Source organism: Weissella tructae (assembly GCF_000732905.1).
GTDB classification, from domain to species: Bacteria; Bacillota; Bacilli; order Lactobacillales; family Lactobacillaceae; genus Weissella; species Weissella tructae.
The window spans coordinates 141,749-160,106 of sequence record NZ_CP007588.1; the positions used below are offsets into that span (position 1 = coordinate 141,749).

Sequence of the window (18,358 nt, forward strand, 5' to 3'; positions counted from 1 at the left end):
ATCCAGCTACTTGTATCCGTTTGAAATAGGGGTGAGTAATTATTTTTGCTAAGTGTGTCAAATATATAACTCCTGTAGGAATAGATAATATGTCTTTAGTATAAACATAATCAGATGTAAAGGACATAGAAAAAAGGCTAGTCAGTTGACTAGCCTTTTTTCATTGCTTAGTGATTAATCAAGAAAATAAATGCGAAGAAGATAATCGCTAAGATATACATCAATGGATGAACTTGCTTAGCGCGCTTTGTCGCAATCATCATGATTGGGTAAAGCATGAATCCTAATGCAATTCCATCACAAATTGAGTACGTTAGAGGCATTCCAACGATAATAACAAATGCTGGTGCAGCAATGGCGAAATCATCCCATTCGATATCACGTAAGCTACCAGCCATTAGAATTCCAACCACGATCAATGCCGCAGCAGTTACTTGTGTTGTAATGACGGCTAGCAATGGTGAGAAGAATAGGGCGAACAAGAATAGAATTCCTGTTACAACAGACGTAAATCCTGAACGGCCACCAACAGCGATTCCAGCAGATGATTCAACATATGTTGAAGTTGGTGATGTTCCTAAGACAGCACCAGCAGTCATTCCAAGGGCATCAGAGAACAATGCCTTGCCGGCGCGTGGCATCTTACCATCCTTCATGAAGCCAGCTTGTGTTGCCAACCCAATCATTGTTCCGGCTGTGTCAAAGAATGTTACGATCAAAAATGTCAAAACAACTGTTAGAAGTTGCAAGCTATTAATATCACCCAAATGTTGGATAGCAACTCCAAATGTTGGTGCAAGTGATGGTACACCGGCAACAACTGAATGAGGTACGCTGATCAAACCAGTGAACATTCCTAGGATAGCTGTTGCTAGCATTCCGATGAAGATCGCAGCAGGAACATTACGTGACATCAAAACGAATGTTAGAATCACACCGAAGATAGCCAATAGTGTGGTTGGTTCAGTTAAATTTCCCAAACCAACCAATGTGGCATCATTGTTAACAACAATACCGGCATTAACTAATCCGATGAATGTAATGAACAATCCGATTCCGGCAGCAATCGCTGCTTTTAGATTTTCGGGAATGGCATTGATGATTGTTTCACGAATCTTGAAACACGTTAGAATCAAGAAGATAATCGCTGCGACTAGCACACCTGCTAGGGCAGTTTCCCAAGGGATTCCCATTCCAAGCACAACTGAGTAGGCGAAAAATGCATTTACACCCAATCCAGGAGCAATCGCGATAGGATATTTAGCAACAACTCCCATGAAGATGGTTGCTACAGCCGCAGTAATACCAGTAGCGGTAAACACGGCACCTTGGTCCATACCAGCGGCCCCAAGCACGCTGGGGTTCACGAAAAGTATGTATAACATTGACACGAATGTGGTTAATCCAGCAATAGATTCTCTCGTAAAGTTCGTGTTTAGTTCATCAAAATTAAAAAAAGTACGTATAGCCTGCATGGTTTCCTCCAGGTGAACCTATTCTAAAATGCGGTAACACCCACAGTGTAGGTAAATGGAAACCATAAGTCAACTTTAAAACACGAACATTGAATATTAAGAAAAATACAATTTAGCTATTTATGCGAACTTTAAACGTTTTACTGCTTGAAAAATATTTTCTTTATTGTTAGAATGAAATTAACGATTTAAGAGTTAATGTTCGTGTTTTAGTGATTTATAATCAATTTTGATGAGAAACAGAGGAGAGAATCATGGCAGGTATTGTAGTTGTTGGTAGTCAATGGGGTGACGAAGGTAAGGGTAAGATTACGAACTTTATCGCGAAGGACGCTGATATGGTCGTTCGTTACCAAGGTGGTAACAATGCTGGACACACAATTTATGTGGACGGTAAGAAGTTCGAACTTTCAGCGGTACCATCAGGTATCTTTAACCCAGAACGTCTAGCGGTTATTGGAAACGGATCAGTTGTTAACCCTAAGGCGTTGCTTGAAGAATTGGCAAGCATCCAAGTTGAAGGAATTACAACTGAAAACCTACGTATTTCAGACCGTGCGCATGTTATTTTCCCATACCACATGTTGATTGATCGCCTTGCTGACGCCAAGAAGGGTGACGGTAAGATTGGAACAACTGGTCGTGGAATTGGACCTGCCTACATGGACAAGGCTGCCCGTACAGGAATTCGTGTTGTTGACTTGCTAGATGAAGAAGTTTTGCGTGAACGTTTGACAACTGTATTGGCTGAAAAGAACGAAATTCTAGAAAAGATCTACGGTGAAGCACCACTAGATTTGGAAGAATTGGTAACAGAGTTTGCACAATACGGACAAACATTGAAGCCTTACATTACTGATACAACAGTTATCGTGAACGACTACTTGGACGCTGACAAGCAAGTTTTGCTTGAAGGAGCACAAGGGGCTATGTTGGACATCGATCACGGAACATACCCATATGTCACATCATCATCACCAGTTGGTGGTGGAGCGACAATCGGAGCCGGAATCGGACCTACTAAGATTGATTCAGTTGTTGGTGTGGCCAAGGCCTACACATCACGTGTTGGTGATGGACCATTCCCAACAGAATTGTTTGATGAAACAGGTGAACGTATCCGTGAAATCGGACATGAATATGGTGTTGTGACAAAGCGTCCACGTCGTATCGGTTGGTTGGACACAGTTGTATTGCGCCATGCATCACGTATTGGTGGCTTCACACACTTGTCATTGAACTCATTGGACGTATTGTCTGGATTGCCAACATTGAAGATTGCGGTTGGTTACGAACTTGATGGAAAGCGCATTGACCACTACCCAGCAAGTTTGGCTGAAGTGCGTCGTGCTAAGCCAGTTTACGAAGAACTACCTGGATGGGATGAAGATATCACTGACATCAAGTCACGTGATGCTTTGCCAGAAAACGCACAAAAGTACTTGAAGCGTGTTGAAGAATTGATTGGTGTGCCTTTGTACACATTCGCAGTTGGTCCTTCAAACGAACAAACAATTGTTTTGTTCGACATCTGGAACGAAGGTTAATCAGATGGAAAAGATGACATTAGAACGTGTTGTTCTAACGCCGGAAGAAATTGCGACGATGGTTGACCGTGTTGCAGCTGAAATGAACACGGAATTGGCAGACGTTGAACGTCCTGTCTTTGTCGGAGTGATGAAGGGTGCGTATGTATTCATGGCCGATGTTCTTCGTGCCATGGACCGGGATGTTGATATGGACTACATCGATGTTTCTAGCTATGTCGGTGATTCGTCAACGGGACACATTACCATTCAACGCGATATTAAGACGAACTTAGCTGGGAAAACGGTTGTGATTTTAGATGAAGTTGTGGATACGGGACTAACATTGAAGTATCTAAAAGCCGATTTTGAACGCCGTGGTGCTAAGAAAGTCTATGTTGCGGTTGCGGTAGATAAGCGTGATGATATTAGTGATGGTGGCGTTACCCCCGACTTCGTTGGGGCGAAGGTACCAAATGAATTCTTAGTTGGATATGGAATGGATTACAAGAATCATTTCCGTAACTTGGGTTCAGTTTATGTTTTGTCATTACAACCATAAAATACAAAATCAGAAAAGACTCGTCATCATGGCGAGTCTTTTTTTGTAAGCTGGTATAATGGCGGAAGGGTAATCAATTTATGAAAATGTATTTTTGAGGGATAGCTGTTTTGAGTGAGAGGTAATAATTATGGACTATATAGATCGATTCACCAGATATGATAGTGTTACTTGGAAAGATAGTGACATCATTGGACGTTTGCAAGGGCTTTTGAAAAAAGAGAAAACGTCAGTAGATATACTAGAATTAATTACATTTATCATGGAAACATCTCTTCTAAAGCAGAAAAATAACTCTGAATTAAATGAAATGGTGTCATCCATAAAATCAAGCATCTATATATGGATTAATCAGGTTGATACTGATGTCATGAACGAAACATTTGGATGTGTCTTTGAAGATAATGATAAATCATATCAATATGTAGATGAGCTTGTATATTTGGTTAATCAATTCAGTGATCAGTTAAAAGTTAGTGATGCGGAGATGCTACATCTGTTTGAGAAGTATAAGGTACGTTCTTTATTACCGTGGATAAAATATAAAAACGTTGTGACAAAATATCCGGAAACAATAAAAACGATCATGTTGTCTGATAACGGTAATATTGAATACTTGATTAATAATTTTACAGATTCTAAGAGTGTGAATTATTTTCCAGATAATATTACTAAAGAAGAGTATTCTAGTATGTTAGATCTGTATATAGACTCGGATCATCCCAATGGTAGTTTGTTAGAAGTAGTCCAATATATACCTGAAGGTATTACAGGATATCTTAATTTGACGTCAAAACGAAGATTGAAATTAAAAAAACGAATAGAAAATTTGAATTCTGAATTAATGGCACACGGGCATATCACAAAGATCGGGTTTAATGTGTATACTGATTGGGTTGAATATAGGCAAGCGGACGAAATAAAATTCTTTTTAGATAAAGATGCGATAAGTACAAATCAAAATGATAATCCAACAATCTTGAACGTTTTATACTATCTTGAGGGATTATGGACTCCGAATCGAATTTTGAATTTATCATCATTTCCTAACATCGAAAGTAGTCCACTAATAGAAATACTGACAACTAAATCGAAGAGATATTACAATGACACTGGTGCTTTTAAAATGAAATTGGAACTGGTGTTGCTTCAACTAGAAATTATTCAGTCTACGCTGATAGAGAAAGACAGCTCGCTTGAAAATGTTTTAGAGTATTTTTTTAGTGAATATACAGAAGCCGAAGGGATGAAGTGGCTTCCGTTAGATATTCCGACAGAAGGTACGTATAAAAACAGAAATAAAGCACTATTTCCTATTGAAGAAAATATTAGAAAACAGTGGTGTTTATGGGTTCGAAATAAGGAGATAGACCTGGAAATGTTGGAATTTGAAAATACACCCAATTTTTCAGAAATCTCTAGCGTAGTTGAAGATAAGTATATATATGCAAGTGATAAATTGAAGCCTATATTACGAATGTTATTTTCGGATCAATCTCCTTTACATTATATTAATAAGAAGATTAATGCGCCTTCTTTTGTGGAGTTAATAGATAATCACAATCTCGCAATAGCGGATTTTCATGCACATCAACAAACCGGAATCAGTGACTTATTGGATCTGGATGTAGTAACATTAGACGCGCAGAACAAAATAAGCATGACTGACCGACAGAAATTACAAATATATCTTTTCGAACAACTATGGATGTATGAAGTCATAAATAAACGAGCATTAGAAGAAAAAATAAATTTACCAAATTATTATCAAGATATGTACCATACAATGTGTGATGAAAATCTAATCTTTATGGAAAGTGCTCTGTATTCAAAGCCTGAACAAAACTTTTTGAATTACATGTTAAATAACAAAATGTTTGATAACTCTTTAGCGATTCGTAATGGGTATGGACATGATAAAATAGCCGAGGATGGCGTGTACCATAGGGATTATTTGGTAGCCTTATTAGTAATATTAGTTCATGTTATGAAGATAAATGAAGAGTTACATTACATGAATGAAGATTCTGATAATGACGGATTTTGGTCGAAATTAGATCCGAATATATCTTGGCGAACAATTTTTATTAAATAACTTTTTAATTACTTGGGAATATACTATACGAGTTATAGGAGGAATAATGATGGCGAAAGTGAAGTTTCATATTCAATCACAAAATGAATTGGTGTTAGATCAAGACGCTAAAATTGGGGATGTGATTGATTTAACTGAAGAACAAAATATTGATACATCAGTTATTTCAGCTAATATTCAAACGATGGTCGAAGAACAAAGTAAAAAAGATCAAGATGCTTGGCAAAAGCAACAAGAGATCGTTGCGGAAGAACGTATGAAGGCTGCATTGGCGAAAGCGCAAATTGAATTTGAAGCCGACTTAAATAAACGTGCGCAAGAAGTTGAATCATTGCATATGAAGTTAGATGGACTAACAGAATCTAATGAAGCTGCCTTGAAGACGAAGTTGTTGGAACAAGAAGCTGCGCAACAAAAGGCGATGAATGAACAACAACAAGAAATTACAACGCTGAAGGCACAATTAAAAGAACAAGCGTTAGAAAAAGATGCGGAGAAGCAACAAGCGATTGCGGCGTCTACGCAAGAAGTGACGGAACTAAAAGGTCAATTGCAAATTAAAGACCAAGAAAAAGAATTAGTGAAAAAAGAAGTTGAAGGTAAGTTTGCGCTAGAGTTAGAAAAAGCCAATGAACAAGTAGAGTTCTATCGTGACTTTAAAGCACGCCAATCAACTAAAGATATTGGTGAAAGTCTAGAACAATATGCGATGGATGAATTTAACAAGATTCGTATGACAGCCTTCCCAAATGCTTATTTTGAAAAGGATAATGAAGTTTCTAAAGCATCTGGATCAAAGGGAGACTTCATCTTCCGTGATTCAATTGACGGGACGGAATTTATTAGTATTATGTTCGACATGAAGAATGAAGCGGACGCAACAGTAGCGAAAAAGCCTAACTCAGCGTTCTTTAAAGAGCTAGATAAGGACCGCCGCGAAAAGGGGACGGAATATGCCGTGCTAGTTTCAATGTTGGAAGCAGATAGTGACTACTACAATACTGGAATCGTCCAAGTGTACGAATACGAGAAGATGTACGTCATCCGTCCACAGTTCTTCTTGCAAGTGATTGGTATTCTACGTAATGCAGCCTTAAATAGTGTCGGTTACAAAAAAGACCTAGAAATGATGCAAGAACAAAACATTGATATCTCTAACTTCGAAGCTGAATTGATGGCCTTTAAGGATAACTTTGGTGTAACAGCTAAGAACTTTAATGGGAATCTAGAAAAGCTAGATAAAAACTTAGATGATAGCATCAAGAAGTTGACGACTGCACGTGATGAATTGCGTAAAGCGATGAAGAACCTAGGGGTCGCTGAAACGAAGATTGATAAGGTTGATATTAAGAAGTTAACTAAGAACAATCCAACGATGGCACAAAAATTTGAAGCATTAAAAGCGGAACGTGAAGATTTGTAGTCCATCTGCGTGAACAAAAATAATGCCATAAATAAAAAACGACTGATATTCAATATCAGTCGTTTTTTGATGATGTTAGGCTTATTTCTGTTGTAAGAAAATCGCTAAAATTGTAATGGCTTGTAGCGCAGATAAAATGCCAAACATGTATTCAGTTTTGATGGTTAGATTGATTAAGATTAGCCAAGTAAAGACAATCAAGATAACCGCTAACAATGTCCAAATGTTCCAAGGCAATGTTAGAACAATAATCATCAAAATAACACCGAAGATTAACGATGCAATACGCTTATGGCGGGTATTGGTGATGAAGATACTAGCCGTGTAGTACAAATATGAAAAGAACAAAGGTAGTAAACTGTAGATAAACGGAATCGTCAGAAAAGTGTTTTGTTGATAAAAGATGGCAACTGGAACAGATAAAGTCGCAATTGCGGCATATAAGTTCAAACCAACGATATTTTTTAGGTTGAAATAATGAATATTGATTAGAATTAAGGTAACGGGTAATAAACTTAGTAAGGCGACTTGTTGTCCCGTCATTTGTTGATATAGGAAATATAAAAACGCGACGGGTATTAATACAATGGCAAAAGTGCTGATTTTATAGCGGCTTTGACCAATTGTAAAATAGACCGCAATGGCTAATAAAATCGTATAGATGACGAATAGTGGATTTTGTTGCCATTGACCACCGGCGAGATTACGTGAATAAATTAGTGGGTACACCCACCAAATCGCTAATTGCGAGATGATAGAAATCACCAAAGTAATTGCAGCGGCTTTAGTAAATTTAGTAGCGCGTTTTTTTGTTGGTTTTTGTGGTTGTTTTGGATGTGATGGTGTTGGCTCCGCGGTGATGTCGTTTAGACGATTCAAACGGGAAAGCCGTTCTTCATATTCTTGATCCATGTTAAGTCCCCTGCTTAAAATGTTTAATTAGCACGTGTTTTATAAGTTGCTGTTAATATTGTATCAAATTTCGCGTAAACCGGTTGGTTTTGATATAATTCTAATCAACGAATCGTTTGAATTGGGAATTATTCAACAAATACATAATTTTAAAATTAGGAAAGTAGGGATAGGATAAATGACTATTAAATTAATTGCCACAGATATGGATGGGACATTTTTGCCAGATGACCGTAACTACGATGTTGCACGTTTCGATGCTGTTTTGACAGAAATGGAAGCACGCGGCATGAAGTTTGTTACTGCCAGTGGTAACCAATACGAACAATTGCGTAATTACTTTGCACCAGTTGGTGCTGATCGTATTACGTATGTCAGTGACAATGGGGCATTTGTAATTCATGACAACAAGGTCTTGTACGAAGGCGTTTTGTCACCTGAAAAAATTGCTGATGTCATTGATTGGAACAAGAGTGTATACGGTGTTTCAGGTAACATTATTGTGTTGTCAGGTGTTAAAGGTGCCTATGTATCAAACCATGCAACACCAGAAATGATTGCACATGCGAAGATGTTCTATCCAAATGTCTACCAAGTAGAAAAGTTCAAGGATATTGATGACGATATCTACCGTGTATCATTTAACTGGGATGAAGGGGCTGACGTGTATGAATACATTGTGAAACTTCGTGAAGCCTTTGGGGATACAGCCCACATCACTGGTTCTGGATTTGGATCAGTTGACGTGTTGGCAGGAAATGTTAATAAAGCACAAGGATTGGCTGAATTGGCGAAGGCTTGGGATATCAAGCCTGAAGAGATGGCTGCCTTTGGTGACAATGGTAATGACTTAGAAATGCTAAATTACGTTGGGCTTGGATTTGTGATGCCAAACGCTGAAGAATTTATGTTAAACAAGATTCCTGAAAAGGCTTTGAATGATAACAATAACAACGGTGTTATTGAAACAATGGAAGCTATTTTGGCAGGAAAGTACGATAAATAAACTGCATAGTTGAGTAGAGAGGCGTTGGGTCAAAGGACCTAGCGCCTTTCTAAGTTATATAACCTGTTGAATTCTTAGGGATTTTTAAGAGTGAACTGAGAATATGTAGTATAATTAAAAGATTGAAAACGAATCCAGCGGGTTCAGTGTGAAGGAGCAAATATCGTGCTATTTAAATGGACACAGAAGAAACAAGCCCCGGTAGCGGTTGAGTTAGATATGGAACGTATTCCAAATCACGTCGCGATTATCATGGATGGGAATGGTCGCTGGGCCAAGCAACGTAGTATGCCGCGTATTGCAGGACATCAACGCGGGATGGAAGTTGTAAAAGAAATTACGAAGTCTGCAAGTCAATTAGGCGTTAAAGTTTTGACACTGTACGCTTTTTCAACAGAAAATTGGAAGCGTCCAGAAAAAGAAGTTGGCTTTTTGATGCAATTACCAGGTAAGTTTTTCGACACTTTTGTACCAGAGTTGATTGCGCAAAATGTTCGTGTGCAAGTGATGGGATATATTGATCAATTACCTGAAGACACACAACGTGCTGTTAATGATGCTGTCGCACAAACGGCTAATAACACGGGGATGGTATTGAACTTTGCGTTGAATTACGGTGGTCGCGCAGAAATCACAACTGGTGTACAAGAATTGGCACAACGTGTGGTAACTGGTGAAATGACTGTTGATGAAATTACAGAAGAAACAGTTTCAGCATCAATGATGACTGCACCTTTGGGTGAATATGCTGATCCAGAATTGTTGATTCGTACTAGTGGTGAACAACGTTTGTCTAATTTCTTAATCTGGCAATTGGCCTATGCGGAATTTGTGTTCATGGACCAACATTGGCCAGAATTTACACCAGCGGTGTTTGAAGAGGCGATGATGATTTACCAAGGGCGTGATCGTCGTTTTGGTGGACTAGCTGAAAATAAGAGTGATAAAAAATAATTTGAGGTAGGATTAAACATGAAAACACGTGTTATTACAGCAACAGTGGCGTTAGCAATTTTTGTGCCGCTTGTATTGCTTGGGGGATGGTGGATTCAAGGGTTAGCAGCAGTGTTAGCTTTGGTAGCCACAAGTGAAATTGTACGTATGCGTCGTACGCTTTTGGTAGACTTTGGTGCAATTCTTGCGATGGTGGGAGCTGTCGTTTTGACTTTACCAACAACAGTATGGCAAGACTGGCATTTGCCAGTTGCGCTACAAGGAACAACGTTGATGTATGTCTTTGTTGTCCTAATGCTATTCCATACAGTAATTGCTAAGAATAAGTTCAGCTTTGAAGATGCTGGAGTATTCACACTAGCAATGATGTATGTGGGAATGGGATTCCATGCATTTGCCCAAGCGCGTTTGGCAGGGATTTCAACAATCTTCTTCGTTTTGATGATTGTATGGATTACTGACTCAGGTGCATACATGGTTGGACGTAAGATTGGGAAGAACAAGTTAGCACCAAACATCAGTCCTAATAAGACATGGGAAGGGTCAATTGGAGGAACAGTTGCAGCGGTATTGTTTGCGGCTGTTTATCTAATTTTCTTCCCACAACAATATGGTTGGTTAACAATGGTCGGTATTGCGTTAATTGTATCTGTTGCAGGACAATTCGGTGATTTAATTGAATCAGCTTTGAAGCGTTTCTACAAAGTGAAAGATTCAGGAGATATTTTGCCAGGTCATGGTGGAATTCTAGATCGCTTTGATTCAATGTTGATCGCATTCCCTGTATTCTACTTGTTGGGTGGATTTTAAGCAGGTTTAGACATCGACATTTAGTCGGTGTCTTTTTTTATAATTTGAGATAAACAATGATGGGGGAAAGTATGCAAGCATTTATTGCGTTTATTTTTGTATTTGGACTGATTGTGGTCGTACACGAATTTGGTCACTTTTATGTTGCGAAGAAAGCGGGCGTTCGTGTTCGTGAATTCGCTGTGGGGATGGGACCAAAGCTATTTCAAAAGCAACGAAACGGGACAACATACACCGTTCGCGTTTTACCCTTGGGTGGTTATGTTCGTTTAGCTAGCCAATTGGATGATCAAGACAGTTTACAAGCAGGTATGACAGTCACGTTAGCTTTAGAAGATGGCATTGTTAAGAAAATTAATGCATCTCGCGAAGCAGATTTATTTGTTGGACAACCGTTAGTTGTTAATCGTTTTGATTTAGTTGATGAGATGTATATCGAAGGATATCGTGACATGGAATCAGAAGAATTAACACGCTATACAGTTGACCATGACGCAACAATTATTGAAACAGATGGAACTGCAGTCTTGGTTGCACCACGAGATACATTGGTGGAATCTGCGAAGCTATGGCAACGTGCTTTAATTAACATCGCGGGATCATTCAATAATTTGATGTTAACAATCATTTTGTTCTTAGGATTATCATTTGCGCTTCCGGGTGTCACAACAAGTACCGTTGATACGATTGCGCCTAATACACCGGCGGCAACGGCCGGTTTGAAATCAGGTGATAAATTAACTTCCGTTGATGGTAAGTACATGACGAAGTGGGGCGATATCCAAGGAGCTATTCAAGCGGCGCCGGATAAGGAAATTACCTTAGGATTAGTACGTGATGATAAGGCGGAAACTGTTAAAATCACACCAAAGGGAACTGAAATCCAAGGCATGACAATTGGACAAATTGGTGTAACGCCAGCGATGGATACATCTGTATCTGCACGCGTCAATTATGCCATTAATGCAACAGTCACATCTGTGACACAAATCTGGCATGCGATTTTGAACATGACCAAAGATTTTTCACTAGATAAGTTGGGTGGTCCTGTTGCGATTTATAAGACGACAGAAACTGTTAGTGGATTTGGTTTGTTAGGATTATTGGGATTTGTCGCAATGTTGTCTGTTAACTTAGGGATGATGAACTTGTTGCCAATTCCAGGATTAGATGGTGGTAAGTTGTTATTGAATTTGGTGGAGGCGATTATTCGCCGTCCGGTTCCAGAAAAAATTGAAACAGTGATTACGTTAATCGGTGTCGCTATCTTAGTGCTATTGATGTTAGCTGTGACGGGAAATGATATTCTACGCTATTTTGTACGCTAGGATATGGTAATATATATAACTATATAGCGCTAAATTGTTTGGTGAATTTGGAAAAAGAGGATATGAGGATATGAAGCAATCAAAGGTATTTATTCCTACGCTGCGTGAAGTACCAGCTGATGCAGAAGTAATTTCGCATCAATTACTTGTTCGTGCTGGATACATTCGTCCAGTTTCAGCGGGAGTTTTTGCATACTTGCCATTGGCACAACGTGTCTTGAACAAGATTACAGCCATTATTCGTGAGGAAATGGAAGAAATTGATGCAGTTGAAATGGCTGCGCCAGTTTTGTTGCCGGCTGAAATGTGGCAAGAATCAGGTCGTTACGACACGTACGGTCCTAACTTGTTTAAGTTGAAGAACCGTCACGAACGTGACATGATCTTAGGCCCAACACACGAAGAAACACTAACAACATTGATTCGTGATGACATCAAGTCATACAAGCGTTTGCCTTTGACAATGTACCAAATTCAAACGAAGTTCCGTGATGAAAGTCGTCCACGTTTTGGTTTGTTGCGTGGTCGTGAATTTATTATGAAGGATGCCTACTCATTCTCAGTGGATGAAGAAGGTTTGAACCAAGCGTACAATGAAATGGAATCTGCATACATCAAGATTTTTGATCGTGTAGGATTAGACTACCGTGTTATTGTTGGGGATGCTGGAGCCATGGGTGGATCAGATTCTAAGGAATTCTCTGCCCCAGCTGCTGCTGGTGAAGATATCATTGCTTACTCAGATGCCTCTGACTACGCAGCGAACTTGGAAATGGCCAAGGATCTTTACACACCTAACAAGTCACATGCACCTGCGGTGGCTTTGGAAAAGATTGCTACACCAGAAGTGAAGTCAATTGATGAATTGTCAGAATACCTAAAGACAACGCCTGACCAATTGGTTAAGACATTGGTGATGTATGCTGACGAACAACCTGTTTTGATTTTGATTCGTGGTGACTTTGAAGTTAACGAAGTTAAGGTACAAAACCTATTGAACGCTGACGAACTACGCATGGCAACTGATGAAGAAGTTGTGACTTTGCTAGGAGCGCCAGCTGGTTCCCTTGGTCCTGTTGGTGTTGGTGAAGATGTAAAAATCATCGCTGACGAATGGGTAATGGACATGGTCAACTTGACTGTTGGGGCGAATGACGCTGGGTTCCATTACTTGAACGCTAACTTGAACCGTGATTTCCGTGTTGATGAAGTTGCTGATGTGCGTACAGCACGTGAAGGTGATTTGGCTGTAGACGGTAAGGGTCACTTGAAGTTCACTCGTGGAATTGAAATTGGACACATCTTTAAGTTGGGAACACGTTACTCAGAATCAATGGGTGCACAAGTTCTTGATGCGAATGGACGTCAAGCAGATGTTATCATGGGTTCTTACGGAATCGGTGTTTCACGTCTATTGTCAGCTATTGCGGAACAAAATGCAGATGAATCTGGATTTGCTTGGCCACAAAGTGTTGCACCGTGGGATGTTCACTTGGTACCAATCAAGTACTCTGATGAACTACAAGGTGCTTTGACAAATGATTTGAACACAGCGCTAGAAGCAGCTGGTTACGAAGTTTTGGTCGATGACCGTAACGAACGTCCAGGGGTTAAGTTTGCTGATTCAGACCTAATCGGATTGCCAGTCCGTGTGACAGTTGGTAAGAAGGCCGGTGAAGGTATTGTTGAAGTGAAGTTGCGTAATGCTGAAGAAGGTATCGAAGTTCGTGCCGATGAATTAGTTGATACATTACGTATTTTGCTAGGACAAAACGCCGACTAAGATTATGAAATAGAATAAAACCAGTGCTGTTAGAAGCGCTGGTTTTTCTTTTTCTTAAATTACGCCAACGAACACGGTAATTTAGGTGTGAGGTTGGTATAATAATGGGATAGAAATTTTTAGTAGGAGATAAATTTATGGCTTTGAATGCGCAAGAACAATTTCAAGTTTTACTACAACAATTGAATATTGAGTCAGTGCCTGCATGTTTTGAAAATGCAGCATTGGATAAAGTTGTTGTCCATAAGAAGTCAAACACGTGGCAATTCTTTATGTCATGGATGAATTTGCCTGACGTAACAGAAACAGCTGAATTTGTGAATCGTATGCAGACGTCGTTTACAGCGATTGCAGGTACTGATTTTCAAGTGACGATTGCCAACCAACCCGACAATGCGACAATTATTAATTACTGGCGTTGGGTATTACAACAAAATCAAGCTGAACCAGGTGCCTTTCGACAAGCCTTTGGGCAAATTATGCCACAAGAAATTGATGGCAAGTTAACGCTAGTCTTTAGTAATGCGGTTTGGGCGAAGTATGCGGCATCAACGGGATTGCCTATTATTTTGAAGACCTACGCAAAGTTAGGGGTTAATTTAACGAACGCGTTTGATATTCGCGTAGATGAAGCTTTAGAAGCTGAAAACTTAGCGGAGCACAAACAAAAAGTGGCCGAACAAGATCAACAATTAGCTGAAACCGCAAAAGTGCAAATTGAACAAGAACATAAGCAACGTAAGAAGGCGCCTAGCAAGAGTGCTGGTGGTAACGCGAATGCTGTGGGACGTAAGATTGGTGCTGACGCTGAACGTATGGCAATGGCGGATGTTGATTCAGAAGAACGCTCAGTTATTTTTGAAGGATATGTGTTTGATGCCGAAGTTCGAGAACTAAAATCAGAACGTAAGCTACTGAACTTGAAGATGACTGACTATACGAGTTCATTTATTGTGAAGAAGTTTTCTCGTGATGAATCTGATGAAGCGTTCTTTGATAACATTAAGCCTGGTGTTTGGCTACGTGTACGTGGACCGATTCAACAAGACGATTTTGCCCGTGATTTGACGATGACTGCTTTTGACATGGAAATTGTTAAGCACCCAAGTCGTCAAGAAGAATACGCTGGTGAAGAAAAGCGTGTTGAATTGGGGACACATACATTGATGTCAACGATGGATGCAACCAACAGTATTAGTGATTATGTGAAGCAAGCTGCTAAGTGGGGCATGGATGCAATCGCGATTACAGATACAGCTGGTGCGCAAGGTTTCCCTGAAGCGGCGTCTGCGGCAAAAAAGAATGGCATCAAGATGATTTACGGAATTGAAGTCAATTTAGTTGAAGATGGAGAACCAATTGTCTTTAATCCAAATAATACGAACCTAGAAGATGCTGAATATGTTGTTTTTGACATTGAAACAACTGGACTATCAGCGGCTTACGATAAGATTATTGAATTGTCAGCGGTTCGCATGCAAAAAGGAAATGTCATTGCTGAATTTTCAGAATTCATTGATCCAGGTTTCCCGTTAAGTGAAACAACGGTTAATTTGACATCGATTACGGATGCTGATGTCCAAGGGTCAAAGTCAGAAGAGCAAGTACTTCGTGAATTCCATGAATTCTATGGGGATGCTATTTTGGTTGGGCACAATGTGACGTTTGACATGGGCTTTGTAAATGAAGGGTTTATGCGTCATGGGATGCCATTGATTGAAAATCCGGTTATTGACACTTTGACGTTAGCGCGTTTCTTATATCCAACAATGCGTTCATACCGATTGAACACGCTGGCAAAACATTTTGGTGTTCTTTTGGAGCAACATCACCGTGCCATCTTTGACGCGGAAACAACTGGACATTTGAATCGTATCTTCTTAGCTGAAGCTAAGGAGAAATATGGGATTACTTCAGCTGATCAATTAAACGATCATATGACTGAAAATGACGCATGGCGTCATGGTCGTCCAAATAAAGCAACGGTTTTGGTACAAAACCAAACAGGTGTAAAAAATCTGTATAAGTTGTTATCAGAATCAAATACACAATATTTCTTCCGTGTACCTCGAGTACCGCGTTCATTATTGAATAAGTATCGCGAAGGATTGTTAATTGGAACGGGTGATACGTCCGGTGAATTCTGGGAAGCGTTAGTTCAAAAAGGACCGGCGCAAGCACTAGAAAAAGCCAAGTATTATGACTACTTAGAAATTCATCCGTCACCTAACTATGTACCAGCAATTGAAGCGGAGTTGATTCAAGATGAAGCGCGTTTACGTCAATTGATGACACAAGCGGTTGAGATTGGTGACCAATTGGATAAGCCTGTTGTTGTAACAGGGGATGTCCATTATCTAAATCCAGAAGACTATATTTATCGTAAGGTATTAATTAGCTCACAAGGTGGGGCGAATCCGTTGAATCGTTATTCATTACCAGAATTGCATATGCGTACAACGCAAGAAGTCTTGGATGACTTCGCGTGGATGGGTGAAGACTTAGCAAAGCAAGTTGTTATCGACAATACTCGTAAAGTTGCGGACATGATTGAGGATGTAGAGGCGATTAAAGGTGGGAACTATCCGCCAAATATGCCAACTGCTGAAGAAGAAATTAAGCAATTAACGTATGACACTGCACGTGAAATGTACGGAAATCCTTTGCCTGAAATTATCGAAGCGCGTATTGAACAAGAATTACAATCAATTATTAATAATGGTTTCTCTGTTATTTATCTTGTGGCACAACGTTTGGTGGCGAAGTCAAATAAAGACGGGTACCTGGTTGGATCTCGTGGATCCGTTGGATCTTCATTAGTTGCCTTGTTGATTGGGGTGACGGAAGTGAATGCCTTGCCGCCACATTATCGTAGTTTAGGTGGAGATTATGTGGAGTTTGTTGACCCACGTATTTACGACTCTGGATATGATTTGCCGGATAAGTACAGTCCAATTGATGGTAGTTTGTTGATTGGGGATGGGCACAACATTCCGTTTGAAACTTTCCTTGGATTCTTAGGAAACAAGGTTCCCGATATTGATTTGAACTTCTCGGGAGACTACCAACCATATGCGCACAACTATATGAAGTCATTGTTTGGTGAAAACAATGTATTCCGTGCTGGAACAATTGCGACAGTTGCGGATAAAACAGCATATGGGTATGCAAAGGCATATGAACGTGAAAATGAATTACAATTACGTGGCGCTGAAATCGACCGATTAGCATCTGGTGCCACTGGGGTAAAGCGTACAACTGGGCAACACCCGGCGGGGATTTTGATTGTGCCGGATGATATGGAAATCTTTGATTTCACACCAATTCAATTCCCGGCGGATGATGTTAATGCTACTTGGAAGACGACTCACTTTGATTTCCATTCAATTCACGATAATATCTTGAAAATGGATATTCTGGGGCATGATGACCCAACTATGATTCGTGCGCTACAAGACATGTCTGGTATTGATCCACAAACAATTCCAATGGATGATCCAGGTGTCATGAGTCTGTTTACAACAACTGAAGGATTAGGTGTTACAGAAAATCAGATTTTCTCAAAAACGGGAACACTAGGAGTGCCTGAATTTGGAACGGCCTTTGTTCGTGGTATGTTGGAAGAAACACAACCTAAGAACTATGGAGAACTATTACAGATTTCTGGTTTATCACACGGTACTGACGTGTGGCGTGGTAATGCGGATGAACTGATTCAAAAGGGGACTGCTGACATTCGTACCGTTATCGGAACCCGTGACAAAATCATGACCGACTTGATTAACTACGGAATGCAACCTGAATCCGCCTTTCAAATTATGGAAAAGGTGCGTAAAGGAAAAGGGATTTCGGATGAATACCAAGTTGAAATGCGTGCTGCCAAGGTGCCGGAATGGTATATTGAATCTTGTTTGAAGATTAAGTATATGTTCCCGCGTGCCCACGCGGCTGCCTATGTTTTGATGGCCCTTCGTATTGCTTACTTTAAGGTGTACTTCCCAACGTTGTATTACGCCGCTTATTTCTCAGTGCGTGCAACGAACTTTGATATTGTGTCAATGTCCCGTGGAATGAATTCTACGAAGGCGAAGATTCAAGAGATTAAGAGCATGGGTAATGAAGCTTCAGCGAAAGATAAAGATTTGCTGACTGTTTTAGAGTTAGCTAACGAAGCATTAGAACGTGGTATTACATTTAATATGGTTGATTTGTACAAGTCTGACGCGGAACAATGGGTTCTAGATGGTAAAACATTAATTGCGCCATTTAACGCGGTACCTGGGTTAGGTGATAACGTTGCCAAGCGTATTATGGCTGCACGTGCTGAAGGTGAATTCCTATCTAAGGAAGATTTAGCGCAACGTGGAGGTGTATCGAAGACTTTGATGGACTTCTTTGACCAAAATGGTGTCTTGGAAGGTATGTCAGACCAAAATCAATTAGATTTGTTTTAATTTCTACTATAGGTAAGAAGTTCTTTACAT

The 18,358-nt window shown here is 39.9% G+C and carries 12 protein-coding genes; 10 read left to right on the forward strand and 2 right to left on the reverse strand.

The annotated features are described in order from the left end of the window. Positions 1-167 precede the first annotated feature (167 nt). Positions 168-1,475, reverse strand: coding sequence for an NCS2 family permease (locus WS08_RS00670; RefSeq protein WP_009495602.1), 1,308 nt, complete (start codon positions 1,473-1,475; stop codon positions 168-170). A gap of 254 nt (positions 1,476-1,729) precedes the next feature. Between WS08_RS00670 and WS08_RS00675 the strand changes: the two genes are divergently transcribed. The 4 genes from WS08_RS00675 to WS08_RS00690 all read left to right on the forward strand — a co-directional run bounded on the left by WS08_RS00675 (position 1,730) and on the right by WS08_RS00690 (position 7,081). Then, positions 1,730-3,022 (forward strand): adenylosuccinate synthase, encoded by a 1,293-nt coding sequence (locus WS08_RS00675; protein WP_009495601.1) that lies wholly within the window; start codon positions 1,730-1,732, stop codon positions 3,020-3,022. A 4-nt stretch (positions 3,023-3,026) separates the two neighbouring features. Beyond that, positions 3,027-3,563, forward strand: coding sequence for a phosphoribosyltransferase (locus WS08_RS00680; protein WP_009495600.1), 537 nt, complete (start codon positions 3,027-3,029; stop codon positions 3,561-3,563). A gap of 130 nt (positions 3,564-3,693) precedes the next feature. Next, on the forward strand, positions 3,694-5,658 hold the full coding sequence (locus WS08_RS00685; protein ID WP_009495596.1) for a hypothetical protein: 1,965 nt from the start codon (positions 3,694-3,696) through the stop codon (positions 5,656-5,658). A gap of 49 nt (positions 5,659-5,707) precedes the next feature. After that, a complete protein-coding gene (locus WS08_RS00690; RefSeq protein WP_009495590.1) occupies positions 5,708-7,081 on the forward strand; it encodes a DUF2130 domain-containing protein in 1,374 nt (457 codons plus the stop codon). Between the two features lie 81 nt (positions 7,082-7,162). Here the strand turns inward: WS08_RS00690 and WS08_RS00695 are convergent, their stop codons facing one another. Beyond that, complete coding sequence (locus WS08_RS00695; RefSeq protein ID WP_009495588.1) at positions 7,163-7,993, reverse strand: hypothetical protein; 831 nt, start codon at positions 7,991-7,993, stop codon at positions 7,163-7,165. Between the two features lie 178 nt (positions 7,994-8,171). Between WS08_RS00695 and WS08_RS00700 the strand changes: the two genes are divergently transcribed. From WS08_RS00700 to WS08_RS00725, 6 genes are all read left to right on the forward strand, one after another. After that, on the forward strand, positions 8,172-8,999 hold the full coding sequence (locus tag WS08_RS00700) for a Cof-type HAD-IIB family hydrolase (protein ID WP_009495586.1): 828 nt from the start codon (positions 8,172-8,174) through the stop codon (positions 8,997-8,999). Between the two features lie 165 nt (positions 9,000-9,164). After that, positions 9,165-9,953 carry an isoprenyl transferase gene (locus tag WS08_RS00705; RefSeq protein WP_009495584.1) on the forward strand — a complete coding sequence of 263 codons (789 nt, stop codon included), beginning with the start codon at positions 9,165-9,167 and terminating at the stop codon, positions 9,951-9,953. 18 nt (positions 9,954-9,971) lie between these two features. Further along, complete coding sequence (locus WS08_RS00710) at positions 9,972-10,763, forward strand: phosphatidate cytidylyltransferase (RefSeq protein ID WP_009495583.1); 792 nt, start codon at positions 9,972-9,974, stop codon at positions 10,761-10,763. Between the two features lie 56 nt (positions 10,764-10,819). Further along, a complete protein-coding gene (rseP, locus tag WS08_RS00715) occupies positions 10,820-12,091 on the forward strand; it encodes an RIP metalloprotease RseP (RefSeq protein ID WP_241761914.1) in 1,272 nt (423 codons plus the stop codon). A 70-nt stretch (positions 12,092-12,161) separates the two neighbouring features. Then, positions 12,162-13,874, forward strand: coding sequence for a proline--tRNA ligase (locus WS08_RS00720; protein ID WP_009495579.1), 1,713 nt, complete (start codon positions 12,162-12,164; stop codon positions 13,872-13,874). A 137-nt stretch (positions 13,875-14,011) separates the two neighbouring features. After that, positions 14,012-18,328 carry a PolC-type DNA polymerase III gene (locus tag WS08_RS00725; RefSeq protein WP_009495578.1) on the forward strand — a complete coding sequence of 1,439 codons (4,317 nt, stop codon included), beginning with the start codon at positions 14,012-14,014 and terminating at the stop codon, positions 18,326-18,328. Positions 18,329-18,358 lie beyond the last annotated feature (30 nt).

What these genes read in the sequence shown, in the direction of transcription:
- WS08_RS00670 (WP_009495602.1), bottom strand. Translation starts at nt 1,475, where the DNA reads ATGCAGGCTATACGTACTTTTTTTAATTTTGATGAACTAAACACGAAC.
- WS08_RS00675 (WP_009495601.1), top strand. Translation starts at nt 1,730, where the DNA reads ATGGCAGGTATTGTAGTTGTTGGTAGTCAATGGGGTGACGAAGGTAAG.
- WS08_RS00680 (WP_009495600.1), top strand. Translation starts at nt 3,027, where the DNA reads ATGGAAAAGATGACATTAGAACGTGTTGTTCTAACGCCGGAAGAAATT.
- WS08_RS00685 (WP_009495596.1), top strand. Translation starts at nt 3,694, where the DNA reads ATGGACTATATAGATCGATTCACCAGATATGATAGTGTTACTTGGAAA.
- WS08_RS00690 (WP_009495590.1), top strand. Translation starts at nt 5,708, where the DNA reads ATGGCGAAAGTGAAGTTTCATATTCAATCACAAAATGAATTGGTGTTA.
- WS08_RS00695 (WP_009495588.1), bottom strand. Translation starts at nt 7,993, where the DNA reads ATGGATCAAGAATATGAAGAACGGCTTTCCCGTTTGAATCGTCTAAAC.
- WS08_RS00700 (WP_009495586.1), top strand. Translation starts at nt 8,172, where the DNA reads ATGACTATTAAATTAATTGCCACAGATATGGATGGGACATTTTTGCCA.
- WS08_RS00710 (WP_009495583.1), top strand. Translation starts at nt 9,972, where the DNA reads ATGAAAACACGTGTTATTACAGCAACAGTGGCGTTAGCAATTTTTGTG.
- rseP (WP_241761914.1), top strand. Translation starts at nt 10,820, where the DNA reads ATGATGGGGGAAAGTATGCAAGCATTTATTGCGTTTATTTTTGTATTT.
- WS08_RS00720 (WP_009495579.1), top strand. Translation starts at nt 12,162, where the DNA reads ATGAAGCAATCAAAGGTATTTATTCCTACGCTGCGTGAAGTACCAGCT.
- WS08_RS00725 (WP_009495578.1), top strand. Translation starts at nt 14,012, where the DNA reads ATGGCTTTGAATGCGCAAGAACAATTTCAAGTTTTACTACAACAATTG.